Origin of the sequence: Lentisalinibacter sediminis (assembly GCF_040706615.1) — a bacterium.
In the GTDB taxonomy this organism is placed as follows: Bacteria; Pseudomonadota; Gammaproteobacteria; order Steroidobacterales; family Woeseiaceae; genus Lentisalinibacter; species Lentisalinibacter sediminis.
The window spans coordinates 745,750-770,617 of record NZ_JAPDRF010000003.1; the positions used below are offsets into that span (position 1 = coordinate 745,750).

The window sequence follows — 24,868 nt, forward strand, 5'->3', positions numbered from 1 at the left end:
TTCCCTGCTCGGTCCTATTCGGGTACGTCGCTCTCGCGCTCGCGCTCCATGCGTCGCTGCCGGTGATCCCGGCGCTTCAGCAGCACGACGATCCCGCCCAGCAGCGAGAACATGCCTACCACGAAGCAGATCGACGGCCAGTACCAGTAGTCGAGGTACAGCGACGCCGCCAGCGCGATACAGCCGGCCAGCAGGTAGAAGTACGGGACCACCTCGTAGATCGGTTTAGAAAGCCACATCGCTCCCCCTGAGCTCGACGACGGTCCCCTGTGACGGGCATCCGCGCTGATCGGATCCATCTAATTAATGCAGCGCCGGGACCGCGTCAAGCGCGGGATGGCCGGGGAGCAGGCCGGAAACGCGGCCATTGGGGGCTCCGGGCCGGCGTTTCAGTCCCTGCGGCCGCGGAACAGGTTCAGCAGCTTGGCGCCCAGAGACTCGCCGAAACCGTCGATATTCATGTCACGCGGGGCCTCCATGGGGCGCTCGCGCAGGCTCCTGGCGAATTCCAGTGCGGCCGGATCCAGCTCGGATTCGGTGTAGGTGCGTTCGAAGTCCATGATCAGTGCCACCTTTGCTGACAGTGGCCATGGAGATTAGCCGGACGGGTTACGTATTGCAGTGACGCCTTTCACAGAGCGGGGTACCAAGCCGGCCGCCTGCCGGCGGCAGCGGCCTCAGCTCGTGCCGCCCACCGTGATGCGGTCCACCTTCAGGGTAGGCTGGCCGACCCCGACGGGCACCGACTGCCCCTCCTTGCCGCAGACCCCGACGCCCGTGTCCAGCCTGAGGTCGTTGCCCACCATGGACACCCGGGTCAGCACGTCCGGGCCGTTGCCGATCAGGGTGGCGCCCTTGACCGGCGCCCCGATGCGGCCCTTCTCGATCAGGTAGGCCTCGCTGGCGGAGAACACGAATTTGCCCGACGTGATATCGACCTGACCGCCACCGAAACTGGGTGCGTACAGCCCGTACTCCACGGACTCGATGATCTCGCCCGGATCGTGCGGCCCCGCGAGCATGTAGGTATTGGTCATGCGCGGCATGGGCAGATGGGCGAAGGACTCGCGGCGGCCGTTGCCGGTCGGCGCGACACCCATGAGGCGCGCGTTCATCTTGTCCTGCATGTATCCCTTCAGTCGGCCGTTCTCGATCAGCACCGTGCAGGACGAGGGCGTGCCCTCGTCGTCGATGGTGAGCGAACCGCGGCGCCCCGGCAGCGTGCCGTCGTCGACGATGGTGCAGAGCTCGGAGGCGACCTGCTCGCCGATGCGCCCGGAGAAGGCGGACGTGCCCTTGCGGTTGAAGTCGCCCTCCAGGCCGTGGCCGATGGCCTCGTGCAGGAGCACGCCAGGCCAGCCCGGCCCCAGCACCACCGGCATGCTGCCGGCCGGCGCCGGCACCGCCTCGAGCTGGACCAGGGCCTGACGGACCGCCTCCCGGGCGTAATCCATGACCCGGTCGCCCTCGAGGAAGAAATTCAGATCGGTGCGCCCGCCGCCGCCGCTGTAGCCCTGCTCCCGGCGGCCGTTCTGCTCCACGATGACGTGGACGTTGCAGCGGACCAGCGGACGGGAATCCGCCCCCATCGTGCCGTCGCTGCCGACGATCATCACCAGATCGTGGGAGGCCACCAGGCTGACGACGACCTCCTTCACCCGGCTGTCGAGCGCACGGGTCTCGCGGTCGACGCGGCGAAGGAGTTCGGTCTTCTCCTCGTCGCCGAGGCTCGAGACCGGATCGGCCGCGGGATAGAGCGCCGGCGGCTGGCTGCGGCTCCAGGCCTGCACTTGCGAGTCGCCGCCGCCCGCGGCGATGGCACGGGCGGCATCGGCAGCCTGCTCCAGCGCCGGCAGCACGAGTTCGTCGGAATAGGCGAAACCGGTCTTGTCGCCGTAGATCGCGCGCACGCCCACGCCCTGCTCCTGGCTGTAGCTGCCTTCGCGGACAATGCCGTCCTCGAGGCTCCAGCCCTCGAAACGGGAGCTCTGGAAATACAGATCGGCCGCGTCGATGGAACGCCGCATGATGGCGCCGAGCGTCCGGCTCAGGTGGCCCTCGTCGAGGCCGGCGGGATCTAGCAGTTCCTTCTGCGCCGTCTCCAGCGCGTTCGTTTCCGTCACAGCGAAAATCTCCGTTCGGGCACAGGGGCCCGTCCTTTCAGGTGGCTGTCTATCCTATCAGACGGGCCTCGCTCACTCGCCCTGATTCAGGCAGCCGGCCAGCTCGCTCGTAGCCCCGAAACGGCGCGCATCCGTGCGCTCGATGGTCGGGTCGTCGAAGTCGCCGCTCACCTGGTAATAGGCCTGGCCGAGCTCCTGCAGGGGCTTCTTGAAGATCTGGGAGAACAGCAGCAGCGCCGCTGCGGCCGGCGGGCCGCCGACGACCGCGCCGACCGCGGGCAGGCTGCTGCCGACATCGGCACTGACCAGCGCCGTCTGGTTGTAGTCACGCTGGGCCAGCCCGGCGCGCCCCACCACTCCGATATCGGCCACCGAGCCTTCCAGGGTCAGGTCGCAGGTATAGGCATCGCCGTTGACGATACGGAACGTGCCCTCGATCTTGTCGAAGCCGAGGCCCTTGTTGAACACGTCGCGGAAGTCGAGGGACAGACGGCGCGGCAGCGCAGCCACCGACAGCAGGCCGAAGACCCGGCCCGCGCCGGGCTCCACCTCGTCCAGCTGGCCGTTCACGATACGGATGGAGACGTCGCCATCCAGCTCCTCCAGGAACTCGCTGCGGGGCGGACCCGAGATCGACAGGTCCAGGCTGACGGCAGCCTCCTCGGCGTCGATGCCCGGGAAATAGCCGAGCTGGCTCAGCGTCTCTTTCACGTCGCTGCTCTCGAGGCGCCCGGAAAGACCGGCGCGCTGACCCGCCGGGTCCGTGAGGTCCACCCGCCAGCCGGCGCCGCCGGTGAATTCGAAGGTGGCCGCGTTCGCGGTGAGATCGTCGCTCTCGATGCCGGTCTCGGTCTTGCGGAAAGTGGCCGCCACCGTGCCGAACTCCCGCTCGCCCAGCCGGAAGTCCGCGATGCGCAGGTCCAGCGGCGGATACTGGGCCGGGCTGCCCGGATCGCCGGCTTCCGGGTCGGCCTCGAGCAGGTGCAGGCGCTGCATGTCCAGTACCAGCGGCCGCCCGTCGGCGAGATCGGCCGGCACGATGATCGAGCCTGCCGCCGTGGGTCCGTCGACCTGCACCAGCCAGTCGCTGGGGTTGCGCTCCATCTCCAGTCCGATGCTCCTCGCGCGCTGCCCGAACGCATAGAGATCGCCGACGGTCAGGTCCGCGGCGCGGATCAGGCCGCCCGGGGCGGCTTCTCCCGCCGTGGCACGGTCCAGCCAGTCGCCGAGCCGCAGCCGCTCCAGGCTGCCCGTGAGGTAGAGGCCGGACCCCGTCGGCAGCGACGGCAGTCCCGGGCCCAGGTGGATGTTGCCGCGACTGAGGCGCCAGCCCTCGGCTTCCCGGCCTACCTCCGCGGTCCACTTGGCCGTCTGGCCATAGAACCCGGTGATCCCCAGCAGGTCCGGCTCGGGAAACGCGATCTCGAAACTGAACGGCCAGGACTCGGCAGCCGTCTTGGCCACGGGCTCGGGCAGGCTCAGGCTCATCCCTTCCAGGCGGGACTCGACCCGGATCGTGACCGGCGGCCCGTTCTCCAGTCCTGCTTTCGGAAAACGCACCGTCGCCTGGTAGTCGGTCTCACCCGCGATATCGCCGGCCAGCGGGAGGCCCGCCTCCTGCACCAGCGCTTCCGCGCCGATGCGGCTCTCGGCCAGCGCGATCGCCGCGACGTCGCTGCCGGCATCCCCGGCAGAAGTCAGCTCGATCTGCACCGGACTGCCGAGGAAGGCGGCCTCGATATCCTGTCCCTCGACGCCGGAACGCGTGATTCGGGCCGTGCCGGCAATCGCCGTGAGGGGATGCGGGAACCCCGCAAGGGAGAGCCGCCCGTCCGTCGTGCTGACGGCCGCCTCCACCGCGTAGTCCTCGATGCGGGTCACCGGTATGCTGAGGTCGAGATCCACGCTCGCCGGTCCCGCGGCCGTCACGTCGGCGAGGCGGCCGCCGAACAGCCCGGACAGGGGCGACGCCTCGGCGTAGTCGACAACATTCGCCAGCGTGCCGGCCGCCGAACCGCGCACCTCCAGCACGCCCTTGCGAAGATCCTCGATCGCCGCGTAGACATCCTCGATGGCAGCGCCCATGGTGACCGCGGAATTCTCCGTGCTCGAGAGGCGCATGCCATCCAGTATCACTTCGCCGTCGAGCTGCTCGATATCCGGCCACTTCAGCGCGAATCGCATGACCGCATCGCGGATGCTGGTCCGGGCCCGGAATACGCCCTCGCCGTCCTCGAACGGAAAGTCGGCGAGCGCCCCGTCGAACCGGACCGTGCCCCGCTCCGCCCGGCCGGCGACCAGGGCTTTTTCGACCCATTCCACCGCGAGGCGCGGCATCACACGGACGGGAAGATAGCGAGGCGTGCGCGAGAGATCCGTGAGCCGCCATTCGCCGGTGAAATCCAGCCGCGGCGATGACGCGTTCGGGCCGCCGGGCAGTTCCAGCTCGAAGCTGCCCTCGGTGGCGAGCCACTCGTCCTCCAGGATGAACCGGTCGCACAGCACGGTGAGGCCGCTGCCGGTGCCGCGCCAGACCACGGTGGCATCCGCCCGGGTGAAATCGACCGGCGCCGCCAGGACCTTCGGTGCGTCCAGCACCAGTGTCCGGCTGTCGAGCACCAGCCGGCCGTTGCGCTCGTCGGCCCGCACGGTGCCCGAGATGCCGCGGACGCCGGGGATCGAGCCGTGCGGTGCGACGCCGGCATCGCGCAGCTCGGCCTCCAGCGAATAGGTCAGCGGTGCCCCTTCGGGCAGCCCGTCGACGTGCAGGCGCAGCGACACGAGATCGCCGCTGGGATCGTAATCGGCGTAGGGCTGCGCCAGGGGGGCGGGCAGCCAGGCCGCAAAGGGCCGGAGGTCATCCATCGAGAGGAACCCGGACTCGATCTCGAGGGCTGTGAGGCGCGAGTCGGCGTCGGTCTCCGCCGAGACCTGGACGAAGCTGTCCGGCCGGAGAGTGTCGCCACGCTCGATCCTGAGATCGTTAACCGCCGCCAGCCAGCCGCCATCGTTCAGTGCCCACTCCAGCCGCGCGCCAAGATCGTAGGGCGCGGATGGCGGCGCGTCTCCGGCGCCCGCGGGCGCCAGCCCGCGCGCCTCCAGCGTGGCCCCCGCCCTGCGCAGCAGTCCGGCCCGGAACCGGGACCAGATCTCGACGTCGGCGATACCGGCCGCCGGCGCCGGCCACTCCTCGGGCAGGATGGAGGCCAGCCGGCCCAGATCCAGCTCGCTGGCTTCGACGTTCACGTCCCACACCGGTGCATCGTCCTGCCGGGCTCCGCGGCGTGTAGCAAGGATGCGCAGCGCACTGCCGAGTTCGCTGCCGGGCTCGAGCCGGGCCTCCAGCTCCTGGTCTTCGCCGGATCGGTTCCACTCGAGGCTGGTCAGCCGGGCCTGGAGAGGGCCGCCCCGGGCGCGGGGATCGCTATAGGTGAAGTTGACGTCCTCGAGCACGATGCGTATGTCCCGGGGCAGGTCGCTGCCGGAGACGTCCTCGGACGTCTCGGCCGCCCGGCCCTGGACGGCGAAACGGCCGTCGCCGAGCCGCTCCACGGTCACGCTCGTGCCGGTCACCGCGAGCCGGCCGACGCTGATGCGGCGTTCCCGGAGAACGCGCAGGATGGCCGCGCCCACGCTCACCTCGTCGGCATCCAGCACCGCATCGCCGCTGCCGGGATCGATCAGCGTGACGTCGGTGAATATCAGCTCCGGCCCGTTCAGCCGCCAGCGGGCGTCGATGCGCTCGAACTCCACGTCGAGGCCGATGGCGGCGCTGGCCCGTGCACGGATCTCTTCCCGGTACTCGGGCAGCTCCGGCAGCATCAACCGCAGCAGCCCCACTCCCACCGCCAGCAGGATCACCAGCGCGGCGACGGTGTAGGCGAAGAACTTCAGTGCGCTTGCGGCGTAGCGATTCATCTCCGTCCGGTCAGAGCAGCACCACGTCGAAATGGTCCTGCGCATAAAGCGATTCGGTCTGCAGCCGGATGGGCTTCCCGGTCAGCTCCTCCAGCTCCGCCAGGCCGGCCGATTCCTCGTCCAGCAGCAATTCGATGACGTCCTGGTGGGCGAGGACCATCAGGCCCTCGAAGCTGAACTGCCGGTGCTGGCGCAGGATCTCGCGGAAGATCTCGTAGCAGACCGTCTGCGCCGTGCGTACCTGGCCTCGGCCCTCGCAGATTGGACAAGCCTCGCACAGGATATGTTCCAGGCTCTCCCGCGTGCGCTTGCGTGTCATCTCGACCAGCCCCAACGGCGAGACCTGGGTGATATGGTGGCGGGCATGGTCGGCGGCCAGCGAGCGCTCCAGCACCTGCATGACCCGGTCGCGGTGCTCGGCCTCCTCCATGTCGATGAAGTCGATGATGATGATGCCGCCCAGGTTGCGCAGCTTGAGCTGGCGCGCGATCGTCACCGCGGCTTCGAGATTGGTACGGTAGATCGTCTCTTCCAGGTTGCGGCTGCCCACGTAACCACCGGTGTTCACGTCGACCGTGGTCATCGCCTCCGTCTGATCGATGATGACGTAGCCCCCGGACTTCAGCGGTACCGTACGGTCCAGGGCCTTCCTGATCTCCTCCTCCACGCCGTACAGGTCGAAGACGGGCCGGCGCCCGTCGTAGAGTTCGACGATGGGCTCCAGATCCGGCAGGAAACGCCGGGTGAAGCCCTTCATCTTCTCGAAGGTGCGGGCATCGTCCACGCGGATGCGTTCGATGTCGGCGCTGACGAGATCGCGCAGGATGCGCACGGGCAGCGGCAGGTCCTCGTGGATCAGCCCGATGCCATGCTGCGCCCTCGACTGCTCCTGAATGACTTCCCACATGCGCTGCAGGAAGATCATGTCGGCCCGCAAAGCCTCGACACCGGCTCCCTCGGCGGCCGTACGGACGATGTAGCCGTGCTCCGGCGCCTCCGGCATGATCGCCTCCATCAGGCTCTTCAGCCGGGCACGTTCGGCCTCGTCCTCGATGCGCGAGGAGATGCCGATGCCGCTGCCGTGGGGCATCAGCACGAGGAAACGGGACGGCAGCGTGACGAAGGTGGACAGTCGCGCGCCCTTGGTGCCGATGGGATCCTTCAGCACCTGCACCACGATCTCGGCGCCCTCACTGACCAGCTCGCGGATATTCGCCTGGCGGGGACGCTCGCCGTTGCCGGCACCGGCGCCGCCGGCGGGGACCTCCTCCACCGGCGTGGGGGCGACGATATCGGAGGCGTGCAGGAACGCGGTGCGCTCGAGGCCGATGTCGATGAACGCGGCCTGCATCCCCGGCAGCACCCGCGAGACCTTGCCGCGATAGATATTGCTGATGAGGCCCCGCCGGGCGGCCCGCTCGATGAAGATTTCCTGCAGCACGCCGTTCTCGAGCACGGCAGCACGGACTTCCCGCGGCGTGACGTTGATCAGGATTTCTTCACCCATGGCTCTCTCGCTCCCCGTCGGGCACCGCCAGGGCCAGCAGGTCGACGCCCGCGGCGGCCAGCAGCTCCCCGGTCTCATACAGCGGCAGTCCCACCACGCCGGAATAGCTGCCCTCGAGTCCGGTCACGAACAGCGCACCGAGGCCCTGGATGGCATAACCGCCGGCCTTGTCCCGGGGCTCGCCGCTGGCCCAGTACTGCCGCATCTCTCTCTCGTCGAGTTTCCTGAGCCGGACCCGGCTCACCGCCGTGCGGACCGCGGTCCGCCCTCCCCGCACGACCGCGACGCCCGTGTAGACCTCATGGGAGCGCCCGCCCAGCGCGCCCATCATACGCCGGAAGTCCGCCGCCGAGGCAGGCTTGCCGTAGATCTCGTCGTCGAGGACTACCGCAGTATCGGCGCCGATCACGACGGCTGTCCGGGCGTCCGCGGCCGCAGCCTCCGCCTTGGCAATCGCGAGCCGCTCCACGTAGTCGCGCGGCGGCTCCCCGGGGCGGGCGGTCTCGTCGACGCCCACGGGCCGCACCACCGGTTCCAGGCCATACGCGGCCAGAAGCTCCCGGCGCCGGGGCGATGCCGATGCCAGCACCACCGCTCCGCTGTGGGATCCCGTGCCGCTCATCATGGCCGGTGATAGGGGTGGCCGGCGATAATGGTGGAGGCACGGTACAGCTGCTCCGCCAGCACCGCGCGCACCATCTCGTGGGGCAGGGTCAGCGGCGAGAGCGACCAGCGGAAATCCGCCGCGGCGAGGAAGGCCGCGTCCAGCCCGTCGGCGCCGCCGATCACGAAAGCGATATCCCGGCCCTCGGCGAGCCACCCGGACATCCGGGCGGCGAATCCCTCGCTGTCGAGTTCGCGGCCGCGCTCGTCGAGGGCGACGACCTGCTCGTCCGGACGCAGCACCCCGCGTACACGGTCCGCCTCGGCAGCCTTCACCTCGGCGTCGGGCTGCCGCGCCGAGCGCCGGGCACCCGCCACTTCCACGAGCTCCGTGCGCCACTGGGGCGGCAGGCGCTTGGCGTACTGCTCCCAGGCCTCCGCGACCCAGGAACGGGGCCGGCCGCCGATGGCCACGACTCTCACGCGCACGGGAGTCGCTCAGCGCTCTGTCGACGCCGCGCTGTTCCGGGGCTCACTGATGTCCCAGAGCTTCTCGAGATTGTAGAAGACCCGGGTCTCGGGCTGCATGACGTGGACCAGCGCATCCTGCAGGTCGACCAGGATCCAGTCTCCCTTCTCCTCGCCCTCGACGCCGTAGGGTTTCACCCCCGCCGCGCCGGCGCGCTCGATGACCCGGTCGGCGACGGATCTGACGTGGCGGTCCGAAGTGCCGCTGGCGATGATCATGTAATCGGTGATGGTCGTGAGATGGCGCACGTCGAGCACCTTGACGTTTCGCGCCTTCAGATCCTCCAGCGCCTCCACGACCAGATCGCGCAGCTCTTCACTGTTCATGCAGTCTCCCGTAGTCCTTCGTCATGCGTACCGTCTCCGCTCATTCTCCGCCGTCCTCGTCCTCGTCCCCGGACGCCGCCCGGTAGCAGCCGCTCTCGTCGATGAGATCCCGCACCGCGTCCGGCATCAGGAAACGCGGATCGCGCCCGGCTCTGACCAGCGCCCGGATGTCCGAGGAGGAGATCTCGAGCTGGGTCACGGCATGGATATAGATGCTACCCGCCCGTGACTCGTGCAGATCGCCGATACGCCCCGTGCCGCGGTCCACCAGGAGCTCGCCGAGTGGGCCCATGTCGGGCGCGCGCCAGCCGGGCCGGTGGGCCACGATGATGTGGGCTAGCTGCAGTATCTCGCGCCAGTGGTACCAGCGCGGCAGACTCAGGAAAGCGTCCATGCCGACGATCAGACACAGCGAGCGGGTAGGATACTCCGCGCGCAGGGCCGCCAGGGTATCGACGGAATAGGACGGCCCCTCGCGCTGCAGTTCCCGGTCGTCCACGACGAAGCCGTGCTGCGCTTGCGTCGCCAGTTCCACCATGCGCACGCGCAGGGCGGCATCCGCGATGGGCGTGCCGCGATGCGGCGGCGTGCCGCAGGGCATGAACCGGAGCTCCGACAGACGGAGTTCCTGCAGCAACTCGAAGGCCGTCCGCAGGTGACCGTAGTGGATGGGGTCGAAGGTCCCGCCGAATACGCCCATCGGATTCATCGGCGCATGCCCTCCCCGTCTGTGGCCCGACTCCTCACGCAGCCCGCCGGACCCGCGGCCCCCGCGCCATGCCTGTCGTGAGCGCCACGAGTTCCTGCCAGGGCTGTCCCGGGGCGCGGCCCTTGACCACCTGGTCGGCGAGAGCCGCCCGGCGCATCAGCGCATGCAGGCTCGCCGGGCTGTGCCGGCCCACGCAGGCGCGCAGCAGATCTTCCCGACTGGACCAGACGCCCCGCTGCTTGAGGCTGCGGGCCAGCGCGACACCCGCTTCGAGATCGTCGCGGACCAACGCAGCGGTGCGCAGCTCCCGGGTGAGTGCCCACAACACCAGCACCGGCTCGACACCCTCCGCGCGCAGCGAGCCCAGGATGCGCAGCGCCCGATCCGCGTGACCGGCGACGGCCGCATCGCTGAGCTTGAAGATATTGAAGCGGGCGCTGTCCGCGACGGCGGCCTCGACCTGGTCCGCGTCCACGGGCCCCTCGCCGTGCACAAGGCGCAGTTTCTCGAGTTCCTGGGCGGCCGCAAGCAGATTGCCCTCGACCCGGTCCGCCAGCAGCCGCACGGCATCACGCGTGGGCTCCAGGCCAAGTTCGCGCATCCGCGCGGCGATCCAGCCGGGCAGCGCGCGGGCATCCACGGGCCAGACCTGCACCAGCGCACCCGCCCCCTCCAGGGCCTTGACCCACTTCGAAGACAGCTGCGCGCGTTCCAGCTTCGGCGCGGACACCAGCACCAGGGTGTCCGGCGGCAGGGTGGCGGTGAGTTCCACCAGTGTCCGCGACCCCGCATCCCCCGGCTTGCCGGTAGGCAGACGCAGCTCCAGGATCCGCTTCTCGGCGAACAGCGACAGGCTCGCGCCGCCGGCCAGCACCCGGTTCCAGTCGAAACCGCGCTCGGCCGTCAGGACCTCACGCTCCACATAGCCCTGCTCCCGGGCCCGGACCCGGATCGCGTCCAGTGCCTCGGCCACGAGCAGCGGCTCGTCGCCGGTCACGAAGTAAAGCGGCAGGATGCGTTCTTTCAGGTGGGCCTTGAGCTGGTCGGCGCTGATTTTCACTCTGGAATTTCGGGCTCGGGACTGCGCCGATCATACATGGGCGGCGCGCGGGCAGGGAACCTCGGCGACCCGGTCAGGGCGTGGACAGCTGGGCGAGTGCAATGGCTTCGTCTTCCAGCAGCACCGGTATGCCGTCGTCGACGGGATAGGCGATCCGGTCGTCCTCGGTCACCAGCGCTTCCTCGAGACGCCGCTCCACCGGACTGCCGTCGTGGCGCAGCAGACGCCCCTCCGAGACGGCCGCATTTAGCCGCTCGAGCACGTCCGGCGTCGCCGGATGCAGAGACTTGTGGGTGACCGGGCAGCAGAGGATTTCCAGCAGTTTTCGCTTCACGGGACGTTCTTCCGTCAGGTTTGCGTCGATGATTTTGCCTGGGGTCTTGCCACCCATGTGGCCCGGGTTTGCGTCCCGCCATTGCCGCCAGAAACGTAATGTTATATCTTTCAGTTCCGGCAGGCGCCGGTCCATCTCGCTAGCGTAACCCCAGGTTCCCGTGGAAAACACCCCCTCACGACATCAGCAGCGCCTCGATCGCGTGGCGGTCGCGCTGTCCGGTCTCTGCCTGTTGCATTGCCTCGCCCTGTCGCTGGTGACGGTGGCGGCGCCGGCCGTGGTCGGGCTCGGGTTCGACGGCGGCTGGACCCACGTGGCCATGCTGGCGCTGGTCATACCCCTGAGCGCCATCGCGCTGCCCAGAGGCTACCGCGAGCACCGCCGTAACGCGGTGCTTTGGCTGGGCGGCGCCGGGCTCACCCTGCTCGTGCTGGGCGCCACGCTGGGGCACCACGTCTATGGACCGGCGGCGGACACCGCACTGACCATGACCGGCGCCGTCGTCCTCGGACTGGCCCACGTAATGAACGCCGTGTGGTGCGGCCGGCCCGCGCCGCGGCACCGCGGCGCGAGTAGCTAGGCGAGTCTCCAGGCGAGTGGCCAGCATCAGCTAGGCACTCGGCCGGGGGCCCGTCGCCGACCCGGAATATCGCTTGCCCCGGAGCGCGGCCGCCAGTCCGGCCCGGCCGTGGCGCTCTGCGGCGGCCAGCAGCGGCTTCAGGTCGTCGTCACCGGGTCGGAAGCCGGCGTCGAGAGCAAGGCACCGGCCCAATACCGCCAGAGCCTCCTCCCAGGCGCCCGCCCGGCCCAGACGGGTGATGTAGTCGCGACCGAAGTTGATCCGGGCGCGGGGCGATTCCCACTCGCCGAACGCCTCGAAGAACCAGCGCCAGGCCTCCACGTCGTCGTCGTTGCGCTCCAGCCACTGGCGGACGTACGCGACGCCGGCCGGGCCGTTGCCGCGGCTGACGTGGGCGTAGGCGTGGTCCAGCACGGCCCGACGCTCACGCTCCGCAGCCTGCCGGCGCCGGGCGGCAGCGATCTCCGGCGCGCACCGCACCGGGAGGCCGAGCGCATCCCTGCGCGAGTAGAACACCGCGCCGCTCAGGCTGAACAGGAGCACCACTTCGTAGGCGGCCGCGAGGAACCGCACCGCCACCGGCAACCCGGCGGCGAGGCCGTTCACCAGCGCAGCGACGGCAGCCGCGGCAAATATCCAGCCATAAGCGGCACCCGTCTTCCGAATCGTATCGGCCAGGGCGAGCGGACGCAGCATCTCGAGCGGCGACTGGGTCACGGCGAGCCGCAACGCGGCCGCGGGGAACAGGAAGGCGGTCGCATAGAGCAGGACGTTCGCGGCCGCGCCGTAGCCGGCGCCATCCAGCACGAACGCCGCGAAACCCGCGATCGACATCGCCGCCCAGGCGCCGAGCATCCACAGCCGAGCGGCCGGATTGAACAGGTCGACCTCCGCCACCGTCGGCTCCTCCCCCAGTGCCCGGGCGCGCAGCACGGCCAGCAGGTATTTGGCGCCGCCGAAGCTCAGCAGCACCGCCAGCCAGAGGCCGAACAGGCCCGCCTTGACCGCCAGCAGCGCCAGCGCCGCGAAGCAGACGATGGCGACGGCAAGGGCGCCGTGGATGACGGGGTAGACGAGTTCGCGGAGGAACTCCCGCGCCGTCATCGGCGCGGCTGGGGTTCGCCGGCGGCGTCCTCGGGCTCGGGCACCGGGTCGTAGCCGCTGCCGCCCCAGGGATGGCAGCGGCCGATGCGGCGCAGTGCCAGCGCCCCGCCCTTCAGTGCGCCGTGCCGGGCGATGGCCTCCCGGGCGTATTCGGAACAGGTCGGGTGGTAGCGGCAGTTCGCACCCAGAAACGGGGAGACCAGGAGCTGGTAGCCGCGGATCAGGCCGAGTAGCAGGCCGCGCAGGAGCCGGGAACCCATCAGACGGCGGTGCCGGCGCACTCCGCCGCCGCCCGCGCGCGGATGGACTTCAGCATGGCCATCAACCCGTTGCTGCGGGTGGGGCTCAGGTGCTCGTCGAAACCCAGCGCCGCGATGAAGGAGGGCTCCGCCGCCACGACGTCCTCGGGCGGGCGATCGTCGTAGACCCGCAGCACCACCGCGATGAGCCCCTTGACGATCGCCGCGTCGCTGGTGGCCCGGTAGTGCATGCGACCGTCATCCGCCGCCGACACCAGCCAGACCTGGGACTGGCAGCCCTGCAGCTTGTTCTCCTCCGTCATCTCGTCGGCGGGGAACTCCGGCAGCCGCCGGCCCAGCTCGATCAGGTACTGGTAGCGGTCCATCCAGTTGTCGAAGAAGGCGAATTCCTCGATGAGTTCCTGCTCGGCCTGTTCGATCTCGTTCATAAGCCCTCAGCTCGCCACACGCCAGCGCGTGCCGTCCGGTCCGTCCTCGATCACGATGCCACGCGCCTCCAGCTCGTCACGGATGCGGTCCGCCTCGGCGAAGTCCCGGGCCTTGCGGGCCGCCTGGCGCTGTTCGAGCAGCGCCTCGATCGCCTCGGCATCGGGCAGCTCGTCGCCGCCGGCGCCGAACCAGGACTCCGGGTCGTCCTGCAGCAGGCCCATCACGTCTCCGCTCGCAGCCAGCGTGGCGCCGAGGCGGCGGCGCTCTGTTTCGTCTTCCGCCTTGTTCACCCGCCGGGCCATGTCGAACAGGGCCGCCATGGCCCGCGGCGTGTTCAGGTCGTCCTCGAGTGCCTCCAGGAAATCCGCCGCCGGTTCCGCGGCCGCCACCTCTTCCGCCGTCGGCGCCGCCACACGCAGAGCGCCATACAGGCGGTCGAGCTTGCGGCGGCATTCGGTGATCAGTTCCTCGGTCCAGTCCAGCGGCTGGCGGTAATGCGCCGACAGCAGCGCCACCCGAACCGCTTCGCCCGGCCAGCGCTCCAGCAGGTCGCGCACCAGCAGCACGTTGCCGAGGGACTTGGACATCTTTTCGTGCTCGACGTTCAGGAAACCGTTGTGCACCCAGTAGCGCGCGAACTGCCGGCCACCGTGGGCGCAGGTGCTCTGCGCGATCTCGTTCTCGTGATGGGGGAACATCAGGTCCTGGCCGCCGCCGTGGATGTCGATGGTCTCGCCGAGATGGGTCTCGGACATCGCCGAGCACTCCAGGTGCCAGCCCGGCCGGCCCCGGCCCCACGGGCTGTCCCAGCCGGGCAGGTCCTCGCCGGACGGCTTCCAGAGCACGAAATCCGCCGCCGCCCTCTTGTACGGCGCCACCTCCACCCGCGCACCGGCGATCATCTCCCGGAGGTTGCGCCGCGACAGCACCCCGTATTCCTCGTACGCCTCCACGTCGAAGAGCACATGTCCCTCCGCCTCGTAGGCATAGCCCGCGTCGATCAGCGACTGGATCATCGCGATCATCTGCGCAATGTGTGCGGTGGCCCGGGGCTCGACGTCCGGCGGCAGCACGCCGAGCGCCGCCATGTCCTCGTGATAGGCGTCCGCGAAGCGCTCCGTGATGGCGGAGATCGGCTGACCCGTATCCTTCGCGGCCTGGTTGATCTTGTCGTCCACGTCGGTGATGTTGCGGGCGTAGATCAGGCGGTAGCGGCGGCGCAGCAGGCGCGCCAGCACGTCGAACACGACCGCCGGGCGGGCGTTACCGATGTGCGCGAAGTTGTAGACCGTGGGCCCGCAGACGTACATGGTCACGCGCTCCGGATCCCGGGGCTCGAAGGGGACTTTCTCCCCTCGCATGGTGTCGTGGAGTTGGATCGTCATGGCGCTGCGAGATTGTCGAGGGAAACCTTGTCGAAAGAAAACAACGGAAAATTCCGGGTCGGCGGACCATGATAGCAATACTGGACCGGCTGTCGATCGCCTATAATGGCGGGTTTCCAACCCATCGCCCAGGAGCAGACATGGCCGAGCCGACTGTCAGGTTCGAGACGCGCCGCAGCGTCGAGCAGGTGGAGGAAGGCAATGAACTCGCGCCCCGCTTCGACGAGCAGGGGCTGATCCCGGTGGTAACGACCGATTACCGGACCGGCGAGTTGCTGATGCAGGGCTACATGAACGCCGAAGCCCTGGCGCGCACCATCGAGACCGCCGAGGCCCACTACTTCAGCCGCAGCCGTCAGGTGATGTGGCACAAGGGCGCCACCAGCGGCCTCGTGCAGCACGTGCGCGAGATGCTGATCGACGACGATCAGGATTGCGTCTGGCTGCGCGTCGACGTCGCCGGCAGCGGCGCCAGCTGCCACGTCGGCTACCGCTCCTGCTTCTACCGCAAGGTCCCGCTGGGGCCGGACGCCGCCGACGGCCGGATGGAGCTCGAATTCACCGAGACGGAGAAGGTGTTCGACCCGGAAGCGGTCTACGGCAACGCGCCGAACCCGACCGTGCTCTGAGGCCGTGGCGTTCTCCGCCGAAAGCCGTCGTACTCGCCGCGTCGGCCTCGCCGCCGTCGCCGCCCTGCTGACCGTCGGGCTCGCCGGGACGGCCGATGCTCAGGGCCTCACTGCCGACGACCTGGTCGAACTGAAGCGGCTGTCGGAACCGGCGGTGGCGCCGGATCGCAGCGCCGCGGCCTATACGCTGCGGGAGACAGATCGGGAGGCCGATCGGGGTCGCACGGATATCTGGCTCCTGCCGCTACGGGGCGACGCCGTGCCGCGCCGGCTCACCAATCACCCGGAGAACGACACCTCGCCGCAGTGGAGCCCGGACGGCCAGCGGCTGTACTTCCTGTCCGCCCGCAGCGGCTCCCGCCAGGTGTGGATGATGCCGCTCGACTTCGGTGAACCGGCTCAGGTCACCGACTACGGCGTGCCGGTATCGACCTTCCGCATCTCCCCCGATGGCGCGGCCCTCGCCTTCACCGCCGCCGTGCTGCCGGACTGCGAGGCCGACCTCGCGTGCACGGCCGAGCAACTGGCCGCGCGCGCCGGGAGCCCGGAGACCGGCCGGGTCTACGACCGGCTCATGGTCCGCCACTGGGACCGCTGGGAGGACGGTACGATCTCGCGCCTGTTCACGACGGCTCTCGGCGAGGACGGCCTGGCCGGCAACACGCCGCCGCGGCTGGTCTCGGCCGGACTGCTGGCGGAGATCCCTTCGCGGCCGTTCGGCGGCGTCGCCGACTATGCCTTCTCCCCCGACGGCCGGGGCCTCGTCTTCACAGCGAAACCCGAGGACCGGCAGGAAGCCTGGTCCACGGACTCTGATCTCTACGCTGTCGCCGCCGGCGGCGGCCGGCTGCAGAACCTGACCGAGGAGAACCCGGGCCGGGACGGCCATCCCGTGTTCTCGCCGGACGGCGAACGCCTGGCCTGGCTGTCGATGGCGACGGCGGGCTACGAGTCGGACCGCCGGCGCATCATGCTCCGTGACACGGACTCCGGACGCACCCGCGAGGTGGCGCCGGAGTGGGACCGCTCGCCGAGCGAGCTCGCCTTCTCGACGGACGGACGGGAAATCTATGCGGTAGCCCAGGACCGGGGCCGGCGGCTCCTGTTCCGCATCGACATCGAGAGCGGCAGCGTGCTGCCGCTCACCGCGGCCGGCACGGCGGGCAGCATCAGTGTCGGGCCGGAAGCCGTGGTGTTCGTGAAGCATTCCCTGCGCGCACCGGCCGACCTGCACCGGCTCGACCTGCAGACCCTGGGGCTGGAGAGGATCACTGCAGTCAACGACGAGCGCCTCGCCGGCATCCGCATGGCGGAGTTCGAGCAGTTCAGCTTCCCGGGCTGGAACGAGGAGACGGTGTACGGCTACGTGATGGAACCCGTCGACCGGGAGCCCGACGCAGAGTATCCGATCGCCTTCCTGATCCATGGCGGCCCCCGGGGCAGCTTCGCGGACCAGTTCCACTACCGCTGGAACCCGCAGATCTACGCCGCGGCGGGCTACGGGGCCGTGTTCATCGATTTCCACGGCTCGACCGGCTACGGCCAGGCATTCACCGACTCCATCAACGGCGACTGGGGCGGCAAGCCCCTCACCGACCTGAAGCGCGGCCTGGCGGCCGCACTGACCGCCCATCCCTGGCTGGACGGCGAGCGGGCATGTGCACTGGGCGCCTCCTACGGCGGCTACATGATCAACTGGATCGCGGGCAACTGGCCGGAGCGGTTCCGCTGCCTGGTCAATCACGACGGTCTGTTCGACCTGCGCATGATGTATTTCGCCACCGAGGAACTCTGGTTCCCCGAGCATGAGTTCGGCGGCCCGTATTACGCCGGCCCGACCGCCTACGAGAACCACAACCCGGTGCACTACGTGACGAACTGGCGCACGCCCATGCTCGTGGTTCACGGCGCCCTCGATTACCGGGTACCCGGCACCCAGGCGCTGGCCACCTTCACGGCGCTGCAGCGCCAGGGCGTCGAGAGCCGCCTGCTGTGGTATCCGGACGAGAACCACTGGGTGCTGAAGCCGGCGAACAGCGTGCAGTGGCACCGGCAGGTGCTGGGCTGGCTCGAGCGCTATCTCGGCCGCTGAGAGGGCCGTTCAGGGCCGGCCCAGCAGCCGCGCGAGGCGATCGCCGGGACCCGACGGGCCGGCACCCTCCAGATGGCGCGCCTCCAGGTAATACTCGATGGCCCCGCTGAAGCACAGGGCATAGCCGGCCAGTTCCGTCATCTCCTCCATCGCCAGCTTGGCGATGCGCCGGTAGTCCTCGCCCTGCAGCACGCGCCAGAAGGCCTCGTGACCGATCAGGTTGGAGAACAGGAACAGCACGACCGCACCGGCGAACAGCAGCGTCGCCGCCGGCGATGGCCACAGCCGCGCCCAGCCGACGGCGTAGCGGCGACGGTGGCGCAGCAGGTAGGCGCCGCCAAGGGCGACCACGATGGCCAGCAGCACCTGCCAGAGGTTGTCGGCGAACCAGAGATCCAGAAAGTAGTCGAGCTCGCGCACCAGACAGGCCAGTGTCAGGGCAGCGAAGCCGATCGCGACCGGCCGCTGACCCCGGTGCCACCAGGCGACGGCGCCGAAGACGAGCCCGCTGACCACGATCAGCACGAGCTGCAGGGACTCCACCAGGGAGTACTCGCTGGTGCCGAGCGCATCGGCAGGGCCACGGAACACCTGCAGGCCCAGCGTGCCGGGGAACTGGACCTCCAGAAGGACGAGCAGGCCCACCAGCCCGCCCGTGGCGAGGGCGTAGGCCGCGTAGCGCAGGAATACGGTCATGGTGCAGGCCCTGCCGTGACGGGCCGACCACTATAGGAGACCCGCCTACTCGCAGCCAGGGTTCTTCCGCCGGGCCGCCCCGCGGCCTGCCTCAACTTGCCGCCCCGCGCAGCACCGGACGCGGCCGCCCGTGCCCGTCCACGAGCCCTTCGCGGCGCAGCCACTGCCGTGCATCCGCGGCGTCCTCACGGAACCAGGCGCCGGCGCTGCCGAGCCGGAAACTGTAGCCCCAGGCGTCCATGTCGGCCAACAGGCGGTCGCGCTCGACGCCGGTCAGCGCATCGGCGAGGAGCACCTGGAGATAGCAGACCGCGCATTCCTCGAGATCGTCACCGCCGGCATCCGTGTGCAGGCCGGCGCGGCGTGCGGGCGACAGGCAGACGTAGTGCGCGCCCTCGTGCAGCAGCGAGTGCACCGGCGTGTCGCCCCGGTAGTAGAGCGTGCGGCGCACGAGCCCGGCCTCCGGCTCGCCCCAGTAGCTGCCAGGTATCGGGCTGCCGTCCGGCACTCGCTCGGTGCGCAGGCGGTAGGGTGCGAACAGGGCGCGGATGGCCGCGTCCGCGAGGTCGGCGCAGCGCAGCATGCTCAGTCGATGCTGGCGAGCTGACGCACCACCTGACGGACGAGGTCGCGGATCAGGGCGCTACGCAACATCTCCTCCTCGCGCCGCTTGCCGAGCACCTGCGTCTCCTCCCAGGTGTAGTCCTGGGTGAGCGTGATGCGCTGGGGCTCCAGCACCGTGCCCTCGGTGGTGCGCACCGAATACTCCACGGTGTAGTAGACCTCGAACTCGCGCGGGACGTTGCGGGCGGACACCGACAGCACCCGCTGCCCCGTCTCGTCCCGGGAGATGTCGAGCACGGCAGATGCGAGGGCCGGGTCGTCCGTCACCTCCACCCCCCGCGCCTCCAGGGTGGTCCCCAGCGCGCGGTGGAACGCCGTGTAGCGATCGGCGGAGCTGATGTAGATACGCGCGATCTCGGGCGGCAGGCTCTCGCTGCCCTGCAGCTGGAAGCCGCAGCCGGCCAGCACGAGCACCGGCAGGAGGGCCGGCAACCGGGCCGGCAATCGGGCGAGGAGCCGCTCAGACCACCACATTGACCAGCTTGCCCGGCACGTAGATGGTCTTGCGGATGGTCTTGCCCTCGGTGTGACGCCGCACGTTGTCGTCCGTCATCGCGCGCTGGACAACGGCGTCCTTGTCGGCATCCGCCGGCACGCTCACGCGTGCGCGCAGACGGCCGTTGACCTGCACGACTACCTCGATGGTGTCCTGTGCCAGGGCGGACTCGTCCACCGCAGGCCAGGGCTGTTCCACCAGCGCCGATTCGTGGCCGAGCGCCTGCCAGAGCTCGTGGGTGACGTGCGGCACGATGGGCGAGAGCATCAGCACGATGGCCTCCAGCGCCTCCTGACGTACGGCCCGCAGTGCCGGTTCGTCGCCCTCGGCGCGATTGATGGCGTTCAGCAACTCCATCACGGCTGCCACTGCCGTGTTGAAAGTGTAGCGACGCCCGACGTCGTCGCTCACTTTCGCGATGGTCTCGTGCAGCTTGCGTCGCAGCGCGGTTGCCGCCGCGCAGGTCTCATCGCCAGCCTCGCCGCCGTCCCCGACCGGATCGGCAGGCAGATGCTCGTACACCGTCTTCCACAGGCGCTTCAGGAAGCGGTTGGCGCCGGCCACGCCGGAGTCCGACCACTCCAGCGCCTGATCCGGCGGCGCGGTGAACATCATGAACAGCCGCACCGTGTCGGCGCCGTAGCGCTCCAGCAGTTCCTGGGGGTCCACGGTGTTGCCCGCCGACTTCGACATCTTCACGCCGTTCTTCAGCACCATTCCCTGGGTGAGCAGGTTGGTGAACGGCTCGTCGGCAGCGGACAGGCCGCAGTCGCGCATCAGCTTCTGGAAGAAACGCGCATAGAGCAGATGCAGGATGGCATGCTCGATGCCGCCGGTGTACTGGTCCACCGGCATCCAGTAGGCCTCGCGCTCGTCCAGCATGGCGTCCGCGTCCGGGCAGGTGTAGCGGGAGAAATACCAGGAGGACTCGACGAAGGTGTCGAAGGTGTCCGTCTCCCGCCGCGCGGCAGCCCCGCACTTCGGGCACTCGGCCTCGACGAACTCCGGCATGTCCTTCAGCGGCGAGCCCGCGCCGGTGATGGTCACGTCCTCCGGGAGCACCACCGGCAGGTCGGCCTCCGGCACCGGCACGGCGCCGCACTCGCCGCAGTAGATGATCGGTATGGGCGTCCCCCAGTAGCGCTGGCGGGAGACGCCCCAGTCGCGCAGCCGGTAGTTCACCGTGCGCCGGCCGATGCCCTCCGCCTCGAGTCGGTCCGCGATGGCATCGAAGGCCTGACGGAAGTCCATGCCGTCGTAGTCGCCGGAGTTGACCACGATGCCGTACTCGGTGAAGGCGCCCGCGTCCATGTCCGCCTCCGAGCCGTCGGCCGGACGGATGACCTGGCGGATGGACAGACCGTGCTTGCGGGCAAAGTCCCAGTCGCGCTGGTCGTGGCCGGGCACGGCCATCACGGCACCGGTGCCGTAGCCCATCAGCACGAAGTTCGCGACCCACAGCGGCACTTCCTCGCCCGTGAACGGATGGATGGCGGAGATGCCGAGCGGCATGCCCTTCTTCTCCATCGTCTCCATGGCAGCTTCGGCGGCATGGCTGGAGCGGCATTCGGCCAGGAATGCCTGCAGCGTCGCATCGCCCTCGGCCGCCTTGACCGCCAGCGGGTGTTCCGCCGCCACCGCCATGTAGGTGACGCCCATGAGCGTGTCCGGGCGGGTGGTGTAGACCGTGAGTGGCGCCTCCTCACCGGGCACGCGGAAGGCGATCTCCACGCCCTCGGAACGGCCGATCCAGTTGCGCTGCATCACCTTCACCGGCTCCGGCCAGCCGTCCAGGCCATCCAGCGCCTCCAGCAACTCGTCGGCGTAGGCCGTGATCTTCATGAACCACTGGGGAATCTCCCGGCGCTCCACCAGCGCGCCGGAACGCCAGCCCCGGCCGTCGATGACCTGTTCGTTGGCGAGCACGGTCTGGTCCACCGGATCCCAGTTCACCACCGAGTTCCTGCGGTACACCAGCCCCTTCTCGAACAGCTTCGTGAACAGCCACTGCTCCCAGCGGTAGTACTCGGGCCGGCAGGTGGTGACCTCGCGCCGCCAGTCGTAGGCGTAGCCGAGCCGCTGCAGTTGGCCGCGCATGTAGTCGATGTTCCGGTAGGTCCATTCCGCCGGCGGCACGTCGTTCTTGATGGCTGCGTTCTCGGCGGGCATGCCGAAGGCGTCCCAGCCCATGGGCTGCAGCACGTGGCGACCCTGCATGCGCTGGTAGCGGGCGATCACGTCGGAGATGGTGAAGACGCGGACGTGGCCCATGTGCAGGCGCCCGCTGGGATAGGGGAACATGGTGAGGCAGTAGAACTTGTCCCGGCCGGGATCCTCGTCCACCTCGAAACACCGGTGCTCTTCCCAGTAGCGCTGGGCGGCCGGCTCTATCGCTTCCGGCCTGTAATTGCTGTCCATCGTCTGCCGTCTTCAGCCAACCCGTTCAGGACCGGCAAGGATACATGAGGCACCCGGCGGCCGGTACCGCCGTCAGCGGCGCCGCCGGGCGGCCAGTGCTGCCGCCGCGAGCAGTGCGAGGCACAAGCCCACCACCGGCCAGTTGCCGGCCGCGGCGTAGGGCGTGAGCCCGGTGCGGGGCTGCACCCGCGTCCGCAGCACCGCCGTCTCGAACTGGGGCGAGCGCGAGTGGATGCGACCGCGGGAATCGATGAACGCGGTCACGCCGGTGTTGGTGGCGCGCAGCTGCCAGCGGCCGGTCTCCAGGCTGCGCAGGCGGGCGATCTGCAGATGCTGATGGGGCGCGATGGAATCGCCGAACCAGGCGTCGTTGCTGACATTCACGAGCAGCGTCGCCTCGGGCAGCGCATAGAGCTGCTCGGCACCGAAGGCGTCCTCGTAGCAGATGGTCAGGGCCACCTTTTCGCCGGCCGCCTGCAGCAGTTCCGGGCGCGGCGGGCCAGCCGCCGTGTCCGTATAGGGCAGGCTCATCAACCGCATCCACTCGCGGATGAAGTCGGGCACCGGGAAGTATTCGCCGAAAGGCACCAGGTGCCGCTTGCGATAGATCCCCTCGCCGGGGCCCAGCAGCAGGACGCTGTTGCTGTAGCCGCCCAGCGCCTCGTCGTAGTCCATGATGCCGAGCAGCAGCGAGGCGTCACGCGCCTCCATGACCCGATCCATGTCCGCGAGATAGCCGGCCACCTGGCTCGTCTCCGCGGGCACCGCCACCTCGGGCCAGACGACGATGTCAGCGTCCGCCTCGGCCAGTGTCAGCCGGCGGTACAGGGCGAGCGTCGGTGCCCGCTCTTCCGGCAGCCACTTGCGGTCCTGGGTGATCGCTCCCTGCACCAGGGAGGCGCGCAGGGGCTCCCCGTCGGCAGCGGTCCACTCGATGCGGGCGAGTCCGGCACCGACGGCAGGCACGGCGACGACGAGCGCCGCGACCGGCACGCGCCAGCGGGGCTCGCGCACCAGCACGATCAGCGCCGCCGCCAGCACAGCCACGGCGAGGCTCGCGCCATAGACACCGCCGACGGGGACGAAACCGGCCAGGGGGCCATCGGTCTGGCTGTAGCCCAGCGAAAGCCAGGGGAATCCGCTCAGCAGCCAGCCGCGCAGCCACTCCATCGCCACCCATGCCGCCGGCAGCAGCCACAGCACGTGGCGGATGTCGCGGCCGGTCAGGCGCGCGACGAGCCAGGCGGTGCCCGCATAGTACGCCGCCATGATCAGCACCAGCCCGAGCATGAGGAACACGGACAGCGCCGCCGGTGCGCCGCCGAAGATGGTGATGGAGATGTAGAGCCAATAGGTGCCGGAGAGGAAGGCGCCTGCGCCGAAGGCGAAGCCGGCGGCGGCGGCCCGGCGCGGGCTGCGGCCGGGCCACAGCGCGGCGCCAGCGGCGACGACCAGTGGCGCATACCACCACCAGCCGAAAGGCGCGAAGGCCAGCGGCAGCGTGAGTCCCGCCCCCAGGCTCAGGAGTCGGGGATAGCCGGACGCCGCTTGCAGGGCCTCTCGCATGCCGGACGACGTGCGGGACGGTCCCGGGGCGGGGCTACTCGCCCCCGGCCTCGGCGAGCGGCGACACCTCCAGCAGGTCGATGCGCCGGCGGTCCGCCCGGGTCACCGTGAATCGGTAGCCCCCGTACTCGATGGCTTCGGAGCGGCGCGGCAGGTGGCCGAGTTCGTGCATGACCAGACCGCCCACGGTGTCGTAGTCGTCGTCGTTGAATTCCGTATCGAAGTGCTCGTTGAAGTCCTCAATGCGCGTCAGCGCCCGCACGGCGTACACCGGGCGGCCGCCCTTCTCGCCCGCCTCCTGGATGTAGGGCATCTCCTCCGGGTCGTGCTCGTCGTCGATCTCGCCGACGATCTCCTCCAGCACGTCCTCGATGGTGGCGAGCCCCGACACGCCGCCGTACTCGTCCACCACGATGGCCATGTGGTTGTGGCTCGCCCGGAATTCCTTCAGCAGCGTGTTCAGGCGCTTCGCCTCCGGGATGAAGACGGCCGGCCGCAGCCAGCGGACGATGTCCTCGCTGGAGTACTCGGCCTGGCCGACGAAGCGCAGCAGATCCTTGGCGAGCAGGATCCCGAGCACCTCGTCACGGTCCTCGCCGATGACAGGGAAACGGGAGTGCCCGGATTCGATGATGATCTTCAGCATCTCCTCGACGGGCCGGTCCTTCTCCAGGATCACCATCTGGGAACGCGGGATCATCACGTCCCGCACCTGGGTGGCGGAGACTTCCAGGACGCCCTCGAGCATGGCCTGCTCCTCGGGGTCGAATATGTCCCCCGCCTGGGCGTCCTTGATGATGTTGAGGATCTCTTCACGGCCCCTGGGCTCGCCCCGCAGCGCCTTCAGCAGGCGATTGAACAGACCGGGCGGCTCGGAGCCGTTGCTACTGGGAGGTTTGTCTTCCGTCATGATTCCGATAGAGGCGGCGCAGATCGCGCCGAGCTGGATATTGTAGCAGTGTCCACGGATTTCAATCCTCCCGATAAGGGTCCGGATGGCCCAGTTCCGCGAGGATCTCCCGTTCGAGGCCTTCCATGCGGACGGCCTCGTCCGGCGTCTGATGGTCGTAGCCCGCGAGATGGAGCGTCCCGTGGACGATCATGTGACACCAGTGGCTCTCCGCCGTCTTGCCCTGCTCGGCCGCCTCCCGCGCCACCACCGGCGCGCAGACCACGAGATCGCCCAGCGGATAATCCACCTCGCCGGGCAGACCCGGCTCGCCACCGGGGAACGCCAGCACGTTGGTCGGGCGGTCCTTGCCGCGCCAGCCCGCGTTCAGCTCCCGGCTCTCGCACTCGCCGACGATGCGTACCGTCAGCTCCCGCGCGTCCGCCTCGAGACCCGCGCGACGCAGCGCCGCCTCGGCCCAGCGCCGGAGTGCGCCCCGGCCCGGGATGCCCGCGGCGGCCGCATCAGCGCGGCCGTCATCGCCGTCGAGGGCCAGCTGTCTGACCAGCGCGAGAGACATGGCGAGGCCTC

25 protein-coding genes are annotated in these 24,868 nt (G+C 69.5%); 3 read left to right on the forward strand and 22 right to left on the reverse strand.

The genetic code is table 11. From position 1 onward, the window contains the following. Window positions 1–14 precede the first annotated feature (14 nt). From ACJMKX_RS08375 to ACJMKX_RS08425, 11 genes are all read right to left on the reverse strand, one after another. A complete protein-coding gene (locus tag ACJMKX_RS08375) occupies window positions 15–239 on the reverse strand; it encodes a hypothetical protein (protein WP_405223633.1) in 225 nt (74 codons plus the stop codon). 150 nt (window positions 240–389) lie between these two features. After that, window positions 390–560 carry a hypothetical protein gene (locus ACJMKX_RS08380; protein WP_405223635.1) on the reverse strand — a complete coding sequence of 57 codons (171 nt, stop codon included), beginning with the start codon at window positions 558–560 and terminating at the stop codon, window positions 390–392. 117 nt (window positions 561–677) lie between these two features. Next, window positions 678–2,123, reverse strand: a complete 1,446-nt coding sequence (tldD, locus tag ACJMKX_RS08385; protein WP_405223636.1) for a metalloprotease TldD — start codon at window positions 2,121–2,123, stop codon at window positions 678–680. Between the two features lie 72 nt (window positions 2,124–2,195). After that, on the reverse strand, window positions 2,196–6,041 hold the full coding sequence (locus ACJMKX_RS08390) for a YhdP family protein (protein WP_405223638.1): 3,846 nt from the start codon (window positions 6,039–6,041) through the stop codon (window positions 2,196–2,198). Between the two features lie 10 nt (window positions 6,042–6,051). Then, entirely contained in the window at window positions 6,052–7,548 is a 1,497-nt protein-coding gene (rng, locus tag ACJMKX_RS08395) for a ribonuclease G (RefSeq protein ID WP_405223640.1), read from the reverse strand. Beyond that, a complete protein-coding gene (locus tag ACJMKX_RS08400; protein WP_405223812.1) occupies window positions 7,541–8,170 on the reverse strand; it encodes a Maf family protein in 630 nt (209 codons plus the stop codon). The genes rng and ACJMKX_RS08400 overlap by 8 nt, the downstream gene beginning before the upstream one ends. Continuing rightward, window positions 8,170–8,640 (reverse strand): 23S rRNA (pseudouridine(1915)-N(3))-methyltransferase RlmH, encoded by a 471-nt coding sequence (rlmH, locus tag ACJMKX_RS08405; RefSeq protein WP_405223642.1) that lies wholly within the window; start codon window positions 8,638–8,640, stop codon window positions 8,170–8,172. Before rlmH ends, ACJMKX_RS08400 begins: the two co-directional genes overlap by 1 nt. 9 nt (window positions 8,641–8,649) lie before the next feature. After that, complete coding sequence (rsfS, locus tag ACJMKX_RS08410; protein WP_405223644.1) at window positions 8,650–9,006, reverse strand: ribosome silencing factor; 357 nt, start codon at window positions 9,004–9,006, stop codon at window positions 8,650–8,652. Window positions 9,007–9,046: 40 nt separating this feature from the next. Beyond that, the gene (gene nadD, locus ACJMKX_RS08415) at window positions 9,047–9,715 is read right to left on the reverse strand and encodes a nicotinate-nucleotide adenylyltransferase (protein WP_405223646.1); all 669 of its coding nucleotides are present in this window, start codon (window positions 9,713–9,715) and stop codon (window positions 9,047–9,049) included. A 34-nt stretch (window positions 9,716–9,749) separates the two neighbouring features. Next, window positions 9,750–10,775 carry a DNA polymerase III subunit delta gene (gene holA, locus ACJMKX_RS08420; RefSeq protein WP_405223648.1) on the reverse strand — a complete coding sequence of 342 codons (1,026 nt, stop codon included), beginning with the start codon at window positions 10,773–10,775 and terminating at the stop codon, window positions 9,750–9,752. A gap of 73 nt (window positions 10,776–10,848) precedes the next feature. Continuing rightward, window positions 10,849–11,109, reverse strand: a complete 261-nt coding sequence (locus tag ACJMKX_RS08425) for a Trm112 family protein (RefSeq protein WP_405223650.1) — start codon at window positions 11,107–11,109, stop codon at window positions 10,849–10,851. A 160-nt stretch (window positions 11,110–11,269) separates the two neighbouring features. On the opposite strand from ACJMKX_RS08425, the gene ACJMKX_RS08430 reads away from it, so the two are divergent. Beyond that, window positions 11,270–11,689 carry a MerC domain-containing protein gene (locus tag ACJMKX_RS08430; protein ID WP_405223652.1) on the forward strand — a complete coding sequence of 140 codons (420 nt, stop codon included), beginning with the start codon at window positions 11,270–11,272 and terminating at the stop codon, window positions 11,687–11,689. Between the two features lie 30 nt (window positions 11,690–11,719). On the opposite strand, the gene ACJMKX_RS08435 is transcribed toward ACJMKX_RS08430, so the two are convergent. From ACJMKX_RS08435 to cysS, 4 genes are read right to left on the reverse strand one after another with little or no spacing between them, the layout of a single operon-like run. Then, entirely contained in the window at window positions 11,720–12,793 is a 1,074-nt protein-coding gene (locus tag ACJMKX_RS08435) for a hypothetical protein (RefSeq protein WP_405223654.1), read from the reverse strand. Next, window positions 12,790–13,053: a membrane protein insertion efficiency factor YidD gene (yidD, locus tag ACJMKX_RS08440; RefSeq protein WP_405223656.1), complete on the reverse strand. Its 264-nt coding sequence runs from the start codon at window positions 13,051–13,053 to the stop codon at window positions 12,790–12,792. Before yidD ends, ACJMKX_RS08435 begins: the two co-directional genes overlap by 4 nt. Beyond that, window positions 13,053–13,481 (reverse strand): SufE family protein, encoded by a 429-nt coding sequence (locus ACJMKX_RS08445; RefSeq protein ID WP_405223658.1) that lies wholly within the window; start codon window positions 13,479–13,481, stop codon window positions 13,053–13,055. Before ACJMKX_RS08445 ends, yidD begins: the two co-directional genes overlap by 1 nt. A gap of 6 nt (window positions 13,482–13,487) precedes the next feature. Then, window positions 13,488–14,867, reverse strand: coding sequence for a cysteine--tRNA ligase (gene cysS / locus ACJMKX_RS08450; protein WP_405223660.1), 1,380 nt, complete (start codon window positions 14,865–14,867; stop codon window positions 13,488–13,490). Window positions 14,868–15,007: 140 nt separating this feature from the next. On the opposite strand from cysS, the gene hisI reads away from it, so the two are divergent. Together hisI and ACJMKX_RS08460 are read left to right on the forward strand one after the other, a co-directional pair. Next, entirely contained in the window at window positions 15,008–15,496 is a 489-nt protein-coding gene (gene hisI / locus ACJMKX_RS08455) for a phosphoribosyl-AMP cyclohydrolase (protein ID WP_405223661.1), read from the forward strand. 4 nt (window positions 15,497–15,500) lie between these two features. Then, window positions 15,501–17,588, forward strand: coding sequence for a S9 family peptidase (locus ACJMKX_RS08460; RefSeq protein WP_405223663.1), 2,088 nt, complete (start codon window positions 15,501–15,503; stop codon window positions 17,586–17,588). Between the two features lie 9 nt (window positions 17,589–17,597). Here the strand turns inward: ACJMKX_RS08460 and ACJMKX_RS08465 are convergent, their stop codons facing one another. The 7 genes from ACJMKX_RS08465 to ybeY form a co-directional block, all read right to left on the reverse strand. After that, entirely contained in the window at window positions 17,598–18,284 is a 687-nt protein-coding gene (locus ACJMKX_RS08465; protein ID WP_405223665.1) for a hypothetical protein, read from the reverse strand. Between the two features lie 91 nt (window positions 18,285–18,375). After that, a complete protein-coding gene (locus ACJMKX_RS08470; RefSeq protein WP_405223667.1) occupies window positions 18,376–18,867 on the reverse strand; it encodes a hypothetical protein in 492 nt (163 codons plus the stop codon). Between the two features lie 2 nt (window positions 18,868–18,869). Beyond that, window positions 18,870–19,382 carry an LPS-assembly lipoprotein LptE gene (locus ACJMKX_RS08475; RefSeq protein WP_405223668.1) on the reverse strand — a complete coding sequence of 171 codons (513 nt, stop codon included), beginning with the start codon at window positions 19,380–19,382 and terminating at the stop codon, window positions 18,870–18,872. Beyond that, a complete protein-coding gene (gene leuS, locus ACJMKX_RS08480; protein WP_405223670.1) occupies window positions 19,369–21,822 on the reverse strand; it encodes a leucine--tRNA ligase in 2,454 nt (817 codons plus the stop codon). The genes ACJMKX_RS08475 and leuS overlap by 14 nt, the downstream gene beginning before the upstream one ends. Window positions 21,823–21,894: 72 nt before the next feature. Next, a complete protein-coding gene (gene lnt / locus ACJMKX_RS08485; RefSeq protein WP_405223672.1) occupies window positions 21,895–23,388 on the reverse strand; it encodes an apolipoprotein N-acyltransferase in 1,494 nt (497 codons plus the stop codon). 34 nt (window positions 23,389–23,422) lie between these two features. Beyond that, on the reverse strand, window positions 23,423–24,298 hold the full coding sequence (locus ACJMKX_RS08490; protein WP_405223674.1) for an HlyC/CorC family transporter: 876 nt from the start codon (window positions 24,296–24,298) through the stop codon (window positions 23,423–23,425). Between the two features lie 61 nt (window positions 24,299–24,359). Continuing rightward, on the reverse strand, window positions 24,360–24,857 hold the full coding sequence (ybeY, locus tag ACJMKX_RS08495) for an rRNA maturation RNase YbeY (RefSeq protein ID WP_405223676.1): 498 nt from the start codon (window positions 24,855–24,857) through the stop codon (window positions 24,360–24,362). Window positions 24,858–24,868: the final 11 nt, after the last annotated feature.